Raw genomic sequence first — 14,107 nt, 5'->3', positions numbered from 1 at the left:
TAAAGGTCAATCTACTGCGGGTAAGGAGATCATGGAGACGAAGTAGGCTATCGCCCCGTTTTTCAACCGGAAACCAAAGTCCAGAAGCCTGGAAGCATGAAACAATGAGAACTCAGAGGCACGTTTTTGAGGTATCTTTTCTACAAGTCTCTGATGTTTAATTGCCTTTGGATCAAAGAAATGCATTGGCAAGATATTTATCCTATATAACCTATAAAACAATTGACAACTAAACCTTAAAGACTATGTTACGTTGGATAGTAATTTTCTTAATAATTGCGCTTATTGCCGCGATCTTCGGATTTGGAGGCATAGCTGCAGGAGCCGCTTCAATTGCTAAAATAATTTTCTACATTTTCCTTGTATTGTTAGTAATAGGATTAATAATGCATCTGGCGCGGCGGGCATGACATAAATTGTTAATCTTTTAGCTAAAGGCCAGGTGAGATTTATCGCCTGGCCTTTATATTTTCCAGGCGTTGCACCAAGTCTGTAGAATATCATTCCCGACAGCGCAATTAAATCACATTCGACATACTCATAAACTGTTCCAGGTTCAATATTTCTCTATTTTCCCGATTGGCAGGATTATGGTCGGGGTTGTATTGAAAGGAATTTTATTCTAAACCTAAAGCTAATTTACCATGGAAAACACACAAGATCTTGATCATAATGAAGCAATGATCAAACTTAGAGAGCTCATTGACGATATTGACACCTGTATGCTGGTGACGGATTTGGATACCAAACCATTAAAGGTCAGACCCATGCATACACTTGATACTGACAGTGAGGGAAACATCTGGTTTTTTACAACAAAAAACAGCTCACAGTATACTGATATCCACGAAGACCGGGATGTTCAGTTGATCTATTCTCATCCCGGAAAGACTGAATTTCTATCTGTATACGGAACTGCGGAAATTTCTGAAGACAGAACCAAAATAGAAGAATTATGGACCCCCATGGCCAATACCTGGTTTAAAGGCAAGGATGACCCTAACCTGGCGCTGCTACGGGTATCACCCGAAGATGCCTATTACTGGGACACTAAAACTAACAAGCTGGTATCCCTGGTAAAAATAGCGGCATCATCGGTAACAGGTATGTCGGCTGACGATGGAAGAAAAGGAAAACTCAACCTCTAACCACGAAAACCATGACGAAACCAACAAAATTTCCCGAACAAGACCAGGAACGGCAGCCCGGAAAAGAATATAAAATGGAGCCGCAGCCCGAGATTATCAGAGATAACTATAAGGGTAGCCATAAAATGCAAAATCAAGTTGCATTGATCACCGGTGGTGATAGTGGCATCGGGCGTGCTGTGGCCGTACATTTTGCGCGTGAGGGTGCGATTGTGGCTATTGTATACCTTGAAGAAGACCAGGACGCACAAAAAACCAAAGAAATGGTAGAACAAGAAGGAAGCAGTTGCCTGCTTTTAGAGGGCGACATTAAGGATCCCAAATTTTGCAAATATGCCGTAGAAGAAACACTGGAGCATTTTGGAAAAATAGACGTGCTGGTCAATAATGCCGCAGTACAGTATCCTAAGGACAATATAGAGGAAATATCTGTGGAACAACTGACCAATACCTTCAAAACCAATATTTTCTCTATGTTCTACATTACACAGGAGGTGGTCCCTCATTTGAAAAAGGGAGCTCACATTATTAACACCACCAGTGTTACAGGATATCGCGGCAGCGAGCATCTGCTCGACTATTCGTCTACAAAAGGCGCTATTACTTCTTTTACCCGATCTCTGGCTAAGAATCTGGCGACCAGGGGAATTATTGTAAATGCAGTTGCTCCCGGCCCGATCTGGACACCACTTATCCCTTCCACCTTCGACAGTGTCAGTGAATTCGGGTCTGATGTGCCTCTTGGAAGGGCAGGGCAGCCTTCGGAGGTAGCGCCGGCCTACGTATTCCTGGCATCGGAAGACTCCAGCTATGTAACGGGCCAGGTGATACACGTAAATGGTGGAGAGGTAGTAGGCAGCTAGTGTGGTGATCCCCGGATATTACCCAACTAATGTGGGTAACCAAGGCAATACCAGCTCTGGATTACAAAACCAGCATTTTCAGAGCTGGAACTATGTTGTTGATTATTAAAAACAACGTCAAACCCGATAGGATGAGAACAATAGAGATAGAATCACCTGAAGTAGCAGTTGTAGATAGACCCAGCCTTAGGTGGGTTGAGAAGATATCGAATTTGATGGATTCCAGGTTTGTTATCCCAGGCACACGGATACGTTTCGGTCTGGATCCTTTACTGAGTCTCATTCCTGGATTTGGAGATCTGGCAGGTTATATCATTTCCAGTGTATTGATCTATACCATGTATAACCATGGTGCGAGTCATAAACTGGTGGTAAAAATGGTTCTGAATGCCACTCTTGATGCTCTTTTTGGCGCAATTCCTATTGTTGGAACTATTTTTGACCTTTTTTTTAAGGCCAATGATCGCAACATACAATTGTTGAAAGAGCATTACGAGGAGGGAAAACACCAGGGATCTGGTAAAGGAATATTAATTGTAACAGGTATAATATTGCTGATCATCTTAGCCGGCATTCTCTACGTGTTGTGGAAAATAATTGAAGCAATCACTCATCTGTTATAGTAACCATAATACAAAATCGGACCACAATGAAACTTGTACATAGAGTAGTAGGAATAAGTTTGATAGTGCTATTAAGTAATTGTAGCTCAGGAGCAGGAGAATCTGCTTATGAAAAACTGCTGCATAAATCAGACAGCCTGAAAAAGAGAAATACCAATCTAATGGCTGCATACGACAGTATCTCCAAAGCCCATAAGCGGGTCGCGGACCAGGTGGGCGCCTTAGACAGCCTGGATACTGCGTGGTTGGAAACACTCGCTAAACATGAAGTAATATTAAAAAACCATGTGGTACTATTAGAAAAGAACCAAAAACTTTTTGATGTGCATGAAAACTTCAAAGCAAAGCGGGATCAGGTTACCAAAGAAGAGTTTCAGTCACAAATTTCAGAAATGAAGCAAGACCATTCTGAAATACGGACAGAACTTGATCAGCTTGAGGCAGAGCAGGAAACGCTGAACGATCAGCATAAGTCCATCAGAGAAAAGATCAGTAAAAAGACATTGGAAAAAATCGATAATCAATAGTGCTTGTAAGAAAACATTCTCGCCAAAGAGCGGGATGAAATCCAAAAAGCGTGAGTCCCGTACAACTGTTGTGATGAGCATTATTGGGGTAAGCATAACGCAGACATTGGCGTTTTTTTACAGACACTAAATAAAAGTGAGAGGAAAGGTGTTGCCGAAATTAAAAACTATTCAATTCTGAACAGCTTTTCCCCTCTTCAATATTGACTATGCTTGAAAACCTCTTTCAAACTGACACCGAAGAACTGGTGCGAATAATACTGGCCGGTATATGCGTCTACATAGGACTTATCATTCTGCTAAGGATATCAGGAAAGCGTACACTGTCCAAATGGAATTCTTTTGACTTCGTGGTCACAGTGGCCTTTGGGTCTACCTTTGCCTCGGCACTGCTCACCAAAAATATATCAGTGGTAGAAGCAATCCTGGCATTTGCGGTTTTAATAGGCCTTCAGTTTATGGTCACATGGCTGTCGGTACGATTCAAATTTTTTCATCGCATGATAAAGTCAAAACCATCGATTATATTTCACCATGGCCGATTTCTGGAAAAAGAAATGCGCAGAAAGAGAGTAACCGAGTCAGAAATTAAAGCGGCTATAAGAGCTAATGGCCATGGCAGTATTAAAGATATTGACGCTGTGATACTGGAAAGCGATGGCAGCTTCAGTGTAATTAAAAATTCAGAGACTGATCCATCAAAGTCTTCATTATCCAACGTTGGGGGTTTTGAAGCCTATATCAACAAATAGTTGCCAAAGTATGCATACTATAACAAGCTAGCGTGTAAGTACCTCAGTACGCTTCGCTTTTTGGCACTTCGTCCCGCCCTTTGGCGGGAACGTTTTCTTAAAGCCACTTAGAGTTTTCTTACAAACACTAATTAGTGTCTATCGCGCACGTCCCCGGCCTGCCACGGAAAGGAATCGAAGCGATCCCCTCTTAATGCACGCCAAAGAAGAGGGGATTGTCGTACTTCGTTACCAATGACAAGTTTTCACTACATACTTATAGTCAATGAATTATTCAATTCTTCCATTACCGTCATCCCGGACATAACGCAGTGAACTAAAAAGTTGTTGGCTACCTACCGATGAAGTATTTGTCAACATGATGGTTTGCAACAAGTTGATATCCCATTTCTTTCGCTGCAGCTTTGCAACAGAACAATTCGTCATCTCATTTTGTGCATTTTTGTGAAAAATGTTAAGTCTCGCAATGACGATTAATATGTGAGTTTTGCCATAAACACTAAATGAAAAGCAAGGTTAACGATATGCGGCTATCAATCCGGGGCAATAGGCAAAATTAGAGAAAAAGTAGAGCCTCTGCCCTTCTGGCTATCTACTTCAATGCGTCCGCCATGCATCTTGGCTATCTCCAGTGATATAAACAAGCCGATACCCAAACCGCTTACGCGCTTATCCACCTCTTCTGATCTGTAAAATTGCTCAAAGAGCTGGTCTTTGTCCTTCTCTGAAATTCCCACACCATAATCAGTGACAGCTATTCGTAACTGGCGCCTGGTGTTTGAGATATTCACCTCTACCCTATCCTTTCCCGGTGAATATTTGATGGCATTTGAAAGTAGGTTATTCATGATCTGTTCTAGCCTTTTTCTATCACCCGTCACCTCCATCTCTGCCTCGCCAAGGAGTACAATTTCATGAGTTGTACAAGTATGTTGTGCTGCTTCTACCACATCCTTTACCATATCATCCAACTTGAACGTCCTGATGTCAAGTTCCATTTTCCCCGAGTGAACCCTGGAAAGATCCAGCAATTCGGATATCAGATCTTGCAGCTTCTCAACATTTTTGGATGCTTTCTCAAGATACGTAGCAACAGGTAGCGTCTTTTTTTCAGCAAAAGTTTCCTGCAATAGCTGAATATAGGCTTTTACGCTGGTTAGTGGAGTTTTTAGTTCATGGCTTGCAATACTGATAAATTCATCCTTCTTCCGGTTGGCTTTTACCTGTTCGTCTATATCGGTAGAGGTGCCAATCCAATGCACAATCAGACTTTCATCATCCATAATGGGAACTATCCTGGAATGATGCCACCGGTACACATTGTCCCACCCCTTAATTCTCAGGTAGTCATCAAAAATGATCCCATTTTTAAGTGATGTCTTCCACATATCCCGGTATCGGTTGATATCATGTGGGTGTAGCACCGCTTCAAAGCCATGAGACAGAGATGTCTCCTCATCAAGGCCAGTGACCTGATACCACCGGGAATTGAAATATTCCAGCTTTCCCAGTGCATTGAATGTATATGTAATATTAGGCATGGCTTCCAGCAGGCTTCGGTCTCTTCTGGCGCTTTCTTCCAATGCCCGCTTTGCTTTAACCTGATCCGTTATATCATTGTAATACACAATTATACCCTTTTCACTGGTTTCAAATCCGGATTTGGGCTGCACAACCAAGTCATAAAATCGTTCCTGTACAGGTTCTGTGGATGTAGCAGCGTCAGCCGGGATAGAAAATTCGCTTGCATGGAATTCCTTGCTCTGGTGATAAACCATATCAAAAATACTCACCAACCGGTCATACGTCTGTGGCATGGCAATATCCTTAAAAGGACGCCCAATAGCACTCTGTCCATGGAAAAGGTGCTCAGCCTTTTTATTGAGAAACCGAACAACATGCTGCGCACCTTCATGGATCGATACATAGACCGGAGCATTTATGAAAAAGCTCTTCAATATATTCTTTTCATTATTGATCTGCTCATGTGCCGCACTCAGTTGATCCAGCAGGCGTTGCTTTTCATCAGTGGCATTGTTCAGAGTTATTTCTTTATGTTTTTCTCTGGTAATATCCATTGCCAACCCAATAAACCCTCTCACGATACCTTTGGCGCTGATATCAGGTACATAAGTTGCTTTATAATACTTTATTTCATCGTTTATCAGCTTAAATTTGGCTTCCACCTCCACTTTTTCTCCTCTGAGCGCTCTTTTTGCAAGAGGAAGGAACCTATGATATGCATCATCGGATTCCAATTCCTGCACAGGCCTGCCAATCAAACGATCCAGATCATCACCATAAACAACTTTATAGCCGTTATTCAAAAATTGATACCTTAAGTCGGTATCTACATAGCATATCATTGCCGGTACTGTACTGGTGATCAACTCCAATTGTGCTTTAAGTCTCTCCTGCACTTTATAATCAGAGATGTCATGGATAGCCGCAGTGAGTTTAACGGGATCACCTTTTTTTGTTCGGGTAATTATACCTTTTGATAAGACATCCACATAGTCACCGGACTTAGCTTTTAATCTAAATTCTATCTGAAATCCTGGCTTCCCATTATTCCGAATTAAATCTCTCACCTTTCGCCTGTCCTTGTGATGAATCGACCGTAGCATCTGCACGAGATCCAGAGCTATTTCATTCACATCATATCCCAGTATGCTATAAAGCTGCTCATTCCAGGATACCCTCTGACTATTAAAATCGATTTCATATATTCCGTCAGTAATTATCTGGCTGATCACCTCATCGCGGCTGTCACTTTGTTCATGCTTACCTGCTTCGTTTTCGTTTATTTCATTGATCTGATGGATAACATACTGAAGTTCATGATCCTCATTAAAAACCGGAATATGCTGTGGCTCCCAACACCTCTTTACCTTCTCGCCTCCTGCCTCTGTGTACTGCACTTCCTTAACGCCAAGTTGATGCGATTTTCCAGTATGAGATACATATTCAAGAGATAGCCTCCATTTAAGGTCTTCTTTATCTTCTTTCTCACATAAAAAGGAATATATGTCATTTATTTTACGATTAGTCACATCTGCTGCAGAAAGTGAAAGTAGGCAAAGGAGATCTTCACTGGCAAATAAAATGTCTAATTCGGTATTAATAATCAGGTAAAGGCCCGGCCATGATTTTTGAATAAGTTGCCAATCAGTCTTATATGTCAGTTTCTGTTTCTCTACCATTTGCTATTTATTCTTTAATAAAGTTAGCCATTTTAGCAACCAGTGAGCATTCCATATACAGCTTATCTTACGATGTATGATTTTCTACAAAAAAATCCCCTTTTCCGGGAATTATTCAAATAGCATACCGGTTATTCCTAAACTCCCCATTTGCTACGGGGTATAGTTGGTTGAATTCTTTAAAAAAGGATTATTATTTGGCTTATAATTTTCTTATATTAAATCACGTAACCAAACCAGCTAAAGACATAATGAAATCAGAAAATGAGTACCAGAACATTCTGAGGTATACCAAACGTCTGAAAATTAAATCCTATGACCTTCGTTCAAAGCTAACAGCGTTAGTTTTGTATACTGAAGAATCAGACTTACTTACCCAGGATCAAAAAAATTGTATCCTCCAGATTTGTGAAACAATCGGTAAAAAGAACGATGAGCTTATCTATTCGGAAAAGCAACTTGAGGATGTTTTAGACGAATTATTTCCGGATTCGGGACGCTCCCCATTCAGACATTCTGCACTGGAAATGAACTAGTGTAAGGTTGTAAGCTTTTTGGGTAGCTTTCTCCACAAAGCTGGGGTTCCTAGTGCGGTAATCACTAAGGAACAAGCAAGGTCAATGAGATTGATCTTTGGAAAAATCAAGGTTATTAAATCACTCAAACAAAAAAGTAAAAAAGAGGCTGTTCTACGGAATGGCCTTTTTTATTTGTAGGTTGGCTGTTTACAGTTCTCAGTTTACAGTTCTCAGTTCTCAGTTCTCAGTTCTCAGTTCACGGTTCACCGTTTCACAACACCAGCAACCACTAACCAAGTAATCGGTAATGACCAGTAACCAGGGACCAGGGACCAGCGACCAGCGACCAGCAACCAGCAACCAGCAACCAGTCATGCAACCGTTTGAAATATAAAAAAACATGTATTTTATGCTACACTAATACCCCCATATTGGGTAGGTAATCCCACATAATAAAAAGTGTTTCTCTAATTCCTCATTTCAGGCGCTGTTGGTATCATTTTTTTATTATAAAGGCTACCCGGAACAATACTTATAACATGGTATTGCCTTGGATAATAATTTTTGCACCAAAAAGATCACGTTATGGAACCAGAGAAACAGCCCACAGAAATGATAATAGACCAAATAGATTTACTGAAGTCCGAAGAAAGAAAACTTAGGAAGTTCAAAAATTATAATGAAGAAGCGAGTGAAACTGTGAATATTCACCTCGAAGAAATTCGAAGAAAGAAAGACAAGCTTTACAAATTATGCGACCTCATGGGGATTGACCGCCCGGAGGAAACAGAACCGGCAAGCAACGATTCCTTATACAGTCGAAGAGTCCCGCAGCCAACAGGACGTTTTGGAAGCGCCCTGATCCATTGGCAGCGATAGTCAAGGAAGTCTTGCTTTTTAAAGCTACTAAACATCAGTTACAATATAAATATATATGTTATGGTACCACGCTTATTATCAGCCAGAACTATAGAAGGCACCACTGTAGAAAATGCAGAGGGTAAAGACATCGGTGAGATCAAGGATATTATGATCGACCTGGAAACGGGATATGTTGCATATGCCGTGCTTTCTTTTGGAGGCTTTTTAGGGTTTGGCGAGAAATTATTTGCCATTCCACTGGAGGCTTTCCAGTTTAACACTATTGAGGATGAAGAAAAACTCATACTCGATATAGATAAAGAACGACTGGAAAATGCACCTGGATTTGACAAAGATCACTGGCCTCAAAATCCTGATAGAACATTTATCAGCTCTGTTTATACCCACTATGGTTATGAACCGTACTGGTCTAAGCATGAGCAGGTTTAGAAAAAAGGCCGTTTCTCCAGAAACGGCCTTTTTATTTTTTAAACATTTCTTATTTGGTCTGCGGATTTTTCAAGCATGTGCTTCATGGGGCTCTACCTCAAATGATACTTTTGCATTCACCCCATAAGAAACTATTTTGCCATTTTCCACATTGGCATTCATGTTTTTAATGTTGATGGATTTTATATTTTTCACGCTCTTTGAAGCCTCTTCCAGGGCCTTTTGAGTAGCATCTGAAAAACTCTTTTCTGATCCTGCTATTACCTCAATTACTTTTACAATACTCATAACCGTATAATTTTTTTGTTGAACATTTATTTCTTAGATAGCATGTGGAAATTTCATGCCAGAGACTACCGACACCATTGGCCTTTCTATTGCCATCGGAAAACAAAATGCCTGAAAATACGTTATGCAATCGTTTGCAATTTTCCACAGTATATAGGGCACATTGTTCACAACTTCCCCAATACATTATGACTTCGGTTGTTTATTAACAACCTGATAATCAACACACATTAGTTTTATGGGCTTGTTTGGCATCATTTTGACCATTGGCTAATAGCCAGATGTTGAATGTTTTGACAGCATCTGGCGCTAAAACCAAAAAATAAGATGGATATAAACTACGACAAGTTAGCTACGAACGACAACAGTTGCATTGACAACATCAAACAAGAGCTCAATATCGACTGTAATTATAAGGCCGGAAAGCTGGTAGGCAGGGTATTACATACGATCAGAGACAGTCTTACCTACTCGCAATCCGCAGAGTTGATACAGAAACTGCCTGATGACCTGAAAATTATATACGTATCTGACTGGAAGCTCAACCATCGGCAACTAAGGCTTAAGCACCTCGATAACCTGGTGGAAGAGGTGATAAAGAATGATCAGAGACATGCTCAACAAGTGCTGCACGGAGAGGTTTCAGCGCTTTATGCAATTCTCATTACGCTCAAGATTTTAAACCGTTACGTAGATATACTGGCTTTTGATTTTTTCAATTATTCATTAAAACGAGAACTGGCCGAGGCTATGACCGAGGCCGCATAAACCCCAACTATATGGATGCACTTGAGAATTCGTATTATGTGAGAAAGCAAGGAGAGCAATGGAGGGTGACTGTCAACAACCCTCTTTACGGTGGTAATGTAAGAGGTGCTACGAAGGAGGAAGCAGTGAAAAAAGCGGTAGCCCTTGCAAAAACCCACCTACCCGCCCAGATATTAATTTACTCTGATGATGGGGAACTGATGGAAAAAAGGATCTTTCCGCGGTTTTCTGACCCAATCAGATTTGAATCCTGGTCGGCTGCTACCTAACCAGTAGCAAAGTGACAAACAGCAAACCTTTTATACTGATGTGAAATTTTACCACTGACGTATAAAAGGTTTTGTTATTTCAGCCAATATATTACTGCCCCACCACATCGAAGCCAGTACAGGCATATAAATAGTGTCTCTAAGAAAACGCCAATGTCCGCATTACCTCGTTCCAAAAATGCTCATCCCGACAACGGTAACTGTACGCGACTACTGATTTTTGCAATTTCGTCCGCCCTTTGGCGGGAACGTTTTCTTAAAGCCACTTAGAGTTTTCATATAGATACTTAATAACACGTTTACTGAATATGGTTGTCAATTCGCTAACTTGAGCTTGATTTAGCACAATAATTGATTTTGACAAGGGAAAGATGAAAAGATAAAGGAATGAAAAAGAAGGTTTTACTGTGCGATAATGATCCTGACATAATTGAAATTGTATCGCTGATTCTTTCAGGAAAAGGATTTCAGGTTTTTATATCAACAAATTGTGAGGAAGTGCCTCAAAAAATAGATAAATATGACCCTGATTTGATTATAATGGACTTATGGATACCCGAAATGGGGGGAGAGAAAGCCACGGTGCTGTTGAAAAACACTCCCAAATATCAAGATATACCTGTGATCATACTTTCTGCAAACAATGAAATAGAGAATATTTCAAAACGGAGCGGAGCCGATGGGTTTATAGCCAAGCCTTTTGAGATAAAAGAACTGGTTGATAAGATAAACAGTTACATCAACGGGGGAGCTAAGTGACATTTTTCAACGCTCTTTCTCACAAATTCCCCAAGGTAACGGACAGGGATATCTGATAATCAATTACTTATTTCATGGCACAATTTTGTTGCTGTTACAGTTGAATTTAACAACTTAAAATCAACTAGCTATGGCAAATAAAATGAAAAATCTAGAAGATCTGTTTAAGCATGAATTACAGGACCTGTACAGTGCAGAAACTCAAATAATCGAGGCTCTGCCAAAAATGGCTGAAAAAGCTTCTAATTCAGAACTAAAGAATGGGTTTAAAACTCATTTGGAGGAAACTAAGAAACAGAAGCAACGCCTTGAAGAGGTGAGCACGGAGCTCGGCTTTGATCTGAAAGGCACCACATGTAAAGCCATGCAGGGCCTGATCCGTGAAGGCGAAGACATAATGAAGGAAGACGCTGACAAAGAGGTAATGGATGCTGCTTTGATAGCTGCGGCTCAGCGTATAGAGCATTATGAAATTGCCGGATATGGTACGGTATGTACATATGCCGAAAAACTTGGGTTCACCGATATTAAAAACAAGCTTGGAGAAACCCTGGAAGAAGAAAAGAAAACTGATGAAAAACTGAATAAGGTAGCTAAAACCGTTAACGAAAAAGCAGAAGCTTAATAGATCTTAAAAAGGGTTGTTCTGACGCTCTGATAAACATCTTTTTTTCTGACAATCATGTTGTTTTTCTAAGTGGAAGTATGAATGCGAAGATGTATGTATGATGGCAAAAGAACAGCCCTTTTTTATTGATTGATAATATTTCCTTTCCTGAAATAACATCCAAAGGTATATATGATGTTGGCAGTATGTTTAAATTAGCAGTTGGTAAAAAAATTAACGCCAATTATTTTACCCACCCCCTTCAACCCAAGAATTTGAGAAAAGTAAACTGCGAACTGTGAAAGTTCTATTCTGCTCCTATTTCGTTTAAACTCAATTTCAATCGGTTGCGTGTAAAAACGCCATTTTTTTTATGTTGAAAGGCTTTTAAAAAGCCAATTTATCCTGTTAATTCGTCCTGAAATTCAAAGGATATGCAAAACGGGACTAAGTATTTCGTTATTGATTTTGACAGCACCTTCACTCAGGTAGAGGCGCTGGACGTATTGGCGGAGATCTCTCTGGAGGGGCACCCTGAAAAGGTGGAACGCATTCAGAGGATCAAAGACATTACTGATGTAGGCATGAGCGGGGAACTGACCTTCCGGGAGTCACTTGAGCAGAGACTTGAATTGCTCAATGCGCATAAAAATGATCTCACACCTTTGGTGGATGAGCTGAAGAAGCAGGTTTCCAAGAGCTTTAAAAGAAATAAGGAATTTTTTGATAAGTATGCCGACCGAATATATATTATTTCAAATGGCTTTCGGGATTTTATCGTTCCTATTGTATCGGAATATCATGTAAAGCCCGAAAATGTATTTGCCAATTCTTTTGAATTTGATGAAAGTGGTAAGATCATTGGCTACGACCGTGAGAATGCCCTTTCCTCTAATAACGGCAAAGTAGAGCAACTTAAAAGGCTCAACCTCCAGGGTGATGTGTATGTAATTGGTGACGGCTATACCGATTATGAGATCAAAGCTGCGGGGCTGGCTAATAAATTCTATGCTTTTACTGAAAATGTAGAGCGTGAAAATATTCTTAAAAAAGCAGACCATATCACACCCAGTCTTGATGAATTTTTATATTTGAATAAAATGAACACCGCTATCTCCTACCCTAAGAACAGGATCACTGTGCTACTGTTGGAAAACATCCACCCCCGTGCCATCGAACTGATGAAGCACGAAGGCTATAATGTGGAAGTATATCCGGCCGGACTTGATGAAGACGAACTTTGCGAAAAGATCAAGAACGTATCCATATTAGGTATCAGGTCTAAAACACAGGTAACGGCTAAGGTACTGGAGTCGGCCAACCGGCTGATCGCAGTGGGGGCTTTCTGCATTGGCACCAACCAGATCGACCTGGATGCCTGCCTGAGAAAGGGAGTAGCAGTATTCAACGCACCATTTAGCAACACCCGCTCTGTGGTAGAGATGGCCATTGCCGAGATCATTGTATTGATGCGAAGACTATTCGACCGCTCTTCTGCCATGCATGAAGGCAGGTGGGATAAATCTGCCAAAGGAAGCTTTGAGATTAGAGGCAAAAACCTGGGTATTATTGGCTATGGTAACATTGGCGCGCAACTCTCTGTGCTGGCAGAGTCACTTGGTCTGGTGGTTTATTATTATGATGTGGAGGAGAAACTGGCGCTTGGTAATGCCAGGAAATGCAGCTCTTTACAGGAGCTACTGGAGACCTCTGATATCGTTTCCCTGCATGTGGATGGCCGCCCCGAAAATAAGAATATGATTGGCAAACGTGAATTCGGTTGGATGAAGGACAATGTGATCTTCCTTAACCTGAGCCGTGGCCATGTAGTAGATATTGCCGCACTCAAAGAGCATATTGAAAACGGCAAAGTGGCCGGGACCGCAGTTGACGTATTTCCTGAAGAGCCTAAGAGCAACGATGAAGAATTTATATCAAAGCTGAGAAACCTACCCAACACCATCCTATCTCCGCATGTTGGCGGAAGTACGATCGAGGCACAGGAAAACATTGCCGGCTTTGTACCCGGCAAGATCATGGACTATATTAACACGGGTAGTACCTCCAACAGTGTGAACTTCCCAAATCTGCAGTTGCCTACACTAAAGAATGCACACAGGCTGATCCATGTCCATGAAAATATGCCGGGTATCCTTGCCAGGATCAACCAGGTGCTGGCCGACCACGATGTGAACATTGTTGGGCAATACCTCAAGACCAATGAGATCATCGGCTATGTGATCACCGATATCGACAAGGAGTATGACCAGGAGTTGATCAAAGCCCTGCGAAAGATCGAGCATACGATCAAATTTAGGGTGCTTTATTAATCGGTTCGTATTTCGGTTTATCAAACTCCTTTTTGAATGACCTACTTGTCCCCGGACCTGTTTCCCATAGCCGTTAACTTAAGAGAAAAACGAGCCTCCAGAGGCCCCCAGAGGGGGTAAATCTTTGTAGCCGGGGTGAAG

General features: G+C 41.1%; 17 protein-coding genes. 14 read left to right on the top strand and 3 right to left on the bottom strand.

Translation table 11 applies throughout. The features are described from left to right. Nucleotides 1–6: 6 nt before the first annotated feature. On the bottom strand, nucleotides 7–186 hold the full coding sequence (locus tag C900_RS00505) for a hypothetical protein (RefSeq protein ID WP_009577544.1): 180 nt from the start codon (nucleotides 184–186) through the stop codon (nucleotides 7–9). 59 nt (nucleotides 187–245) lie between these two features. On the opposite strand from C900_RS00505, the gene C900_RS29090 reads away from it, so the two are divergent. The 6 genes from C900_RS29090 (at nucleotide 246) to C900_RS00475 (ending at nucleotide 3,913) form a co-directional block, all read left to right on the top strand. Beyond that, complete coding sequence (locus tag C900_RS29090) at nucleotides 246–410, top strand: DUF1328 family protein (RefSeq protein ID WP_040495052.1); 165 nt, start codon at nucleotides 246–248, stop codon at nucleotides 408–410. Nucleotides 411–644: 234 nt separating this feature from the next. After that, nucleotides 645–1,148, top strand: coding sequence for a pyridoxamine 5'-phosphate oxidase family protein (locus tag C900_RS00495; protein ID WP_009577543.1), 504 nt, complete (start codon nucleotides 645–647; stop codon nucleotides 1,146–1,148). An 11-nt stretch (nucleotides 1,149–1,159) separates the two neighbouring features. Continuing rightward, a complete protein-coding gene (locus tag C900_RS00490) occupies nucleotides 1,160–2,011 on the top strand; it encodes an SDR family oxidoreductase (protein ID WP_009577542.1) in 852 nt (283 codons plus the stop codon). Nucleotides 2,012–2,142: 131 nt separating this feature from the next. Continuing rightward, nucleotides 2,143–2,634, top strand: a complete 492-nt coding sequence (locus C900_RS00485) for a DUF4112 domain-containing protein (RefSeq protein ID WP_157493833.1) — start codon at nucleotides 2,143–2,145, stop codon at nucleotides 2,632–2,634. 26 nt (nucleotides 2,635–2,660) lie between these two features. After that, nucleotides 2,661–3,161, top strand: coding sequence for a hypothetical protein (locus C900_RS00480; RefSeq protein WP_009577540.1), 501 nt, complete (start codon nucleotides 2,661–2,663; stop codon nucleotides 3,159–3,161). A 209-nt stretch (nucleotides 3,162–3,370) separates the two neighbouring features. Further along, entirely contained in the window at nucleotides 3,371–3,913 is a 543-nt protein-coding gene (locus C900_RS00475) for a DUF421 domain-containing protein (protein WP_009577539.1), read from the top strand. 533 nt (nucleotides 3,914–4,446) lie between these two features. On the opposite strand, the gene C900_RS00470 is transcribed toward C900_RS00475, so the two are convergent. Next, nucleotides 4,447–7,116, bottom strand: a complete 2,670-nt coding sequence (locus C900_RS00470) for a PAS domain-containing sensor histidine kinase (protein WP_009577537.1) — start codon at nucleotides 7,114–7,116, stop codon at nucleotides 4,447–4,449. Between the two features lie 251 nt (nucleotides 7,117–7,367). Between C900_RS00470 and C900_RS00465 the strand changes: the two genes are divergently transcribed. From C900_RS00465 to C900_RS00455, 3 genes are all read left to right on the top strand, one after another. Beyond that, on the top strand, nucleotides 7,368–7,652 hold the full coding sequence (locus C900_RS00465) for a hypothetical protein (protein WP_009577536.1): 285 nt from the start codon (nucleotides 7,368–7,370) through the stop codon (nucleotides 7,650–7,652). Nucleotides 7,653–8,219: 567 nt separating this feature from the next. Continuing rightward, nucleotides 8,220–8,513, top strand: coding sequence for a hypothetical protein (locus tag C900_RS00460; RefSeq protein ID WP_040495050.1), 294 nt, complete (start codon nucleotides 8,220–8,222; stop codon nucleotides 8,511–8,513). Between the two features lie 60 nt (nucleotides 8,514–8,573). Then, nucleotides 8,574–8,945, top strand: coding sequence for a PRC-barrel domain-containing protein (locus tag C900_RS00455; protein ID WP_009577534.1), 372 nt, complete (start codon nucleotides 8,574–8,576; stop codon nucleotides 8,943–8,945). 69 nt (nucleotides 8,946–9,014) lie between these two features. Here C900_RS00455 and C900_RS00450 read toward each other — a convergent pair whose 3' ends face one another. Then, entirely contained in the window at nucleotides 9,015–9,233 is a 219-nt protein-coding gene (locus C900_RS00450) for a dodecin family protein (protein WP_009577533.1), read from the bottom strand. Nucleotides 9,234–9,560: 327 nt separating this feature from the next. On the opposite strand from C900_RS00450, the gene C900_RS00445 reads away from it, so the two are divergent. The 5 genes from C900_RS00445 to serA all read left to right on the top strand — a co-directional run bounded on the left by C900_RS00445 (nucleotide 9,561) and on the right by serA (nucleotide 13,966). Next, entirely contained in the window at nucleotides 9,561–10,001 is a 441-nt protein-coding gene (locus C900_RS00445; RefSeq protein WP_009577532.1) for a DUF2267 domain-containing protein, read from the top strand. Nucleotides 10,002–10,012: 11 nt separating this feature from the next. Further along, the gene (locus tag C900_RS00440; protein ID WP_009577530.1) at nucleotides 10,013–10,270 is read left to right on the top strand and encodes a DUF2188 domain-containing protein; all 258 of its coding nucleotides are present in this window, start codon (nucleotides 10,013–10,015) and stop codon (nucleotides 10,268–10,270) included. A gap of 387 nt (nucleotides 10,271–10,657) precedes the next feature. Further along, entirely contained in the window at nucleotides 10,658–11,029 is a 372-nt protein-coding gene (locus C900_RS00435; protein WP_009577528.1) for a response regulator, read from the top strand. Between the two features lie 142 nt (nucleotides 11,030–11,171). Further along, nucleotides 11,172–11,654, top strand: a complete 483-nt coding sequence (locus C900_RS00430; RefSeq protein WP_040495094.1) for a YciE/YciF ferroxidase family protein — start codon at nucleotides 11,172–11,174, stop codon at nucleotides 11,652–11,654. 416 nt (nucleotides 11,655–12,070) lie between these two features. Continuing rightward, the gene (serA, locus tag C900_RS00425; protein WP_009577523.1) at nucleotides 12,071–13,966 is read left to right on the top strand and encodes a phosphoglycerate dehydrogenase; all 1,896 of its coding nucleotides are present in this window, start codon (nucleotides 12,071–12,073) and stop codon (nucleotides 13,964–13,966) included. Nucleotides 13,967–14,107 lie beyond the last annotated feature (141 nt).

Source organism: Fulvivirga imtechensis AK7, from assembly GCF_000331535.1.
Lineage (GTDB): Bacteria > Bacteroidota > Bacteroidia > Cytophagales > Cyclobacteriaceae > Fulvivirga > Fulvivirga imtechensis.
The sequence above is the reverse complement of the archived record's forward strand: the minus strand, read 5'-3'. Positions and strand labels throughout refer to the sequence as shown.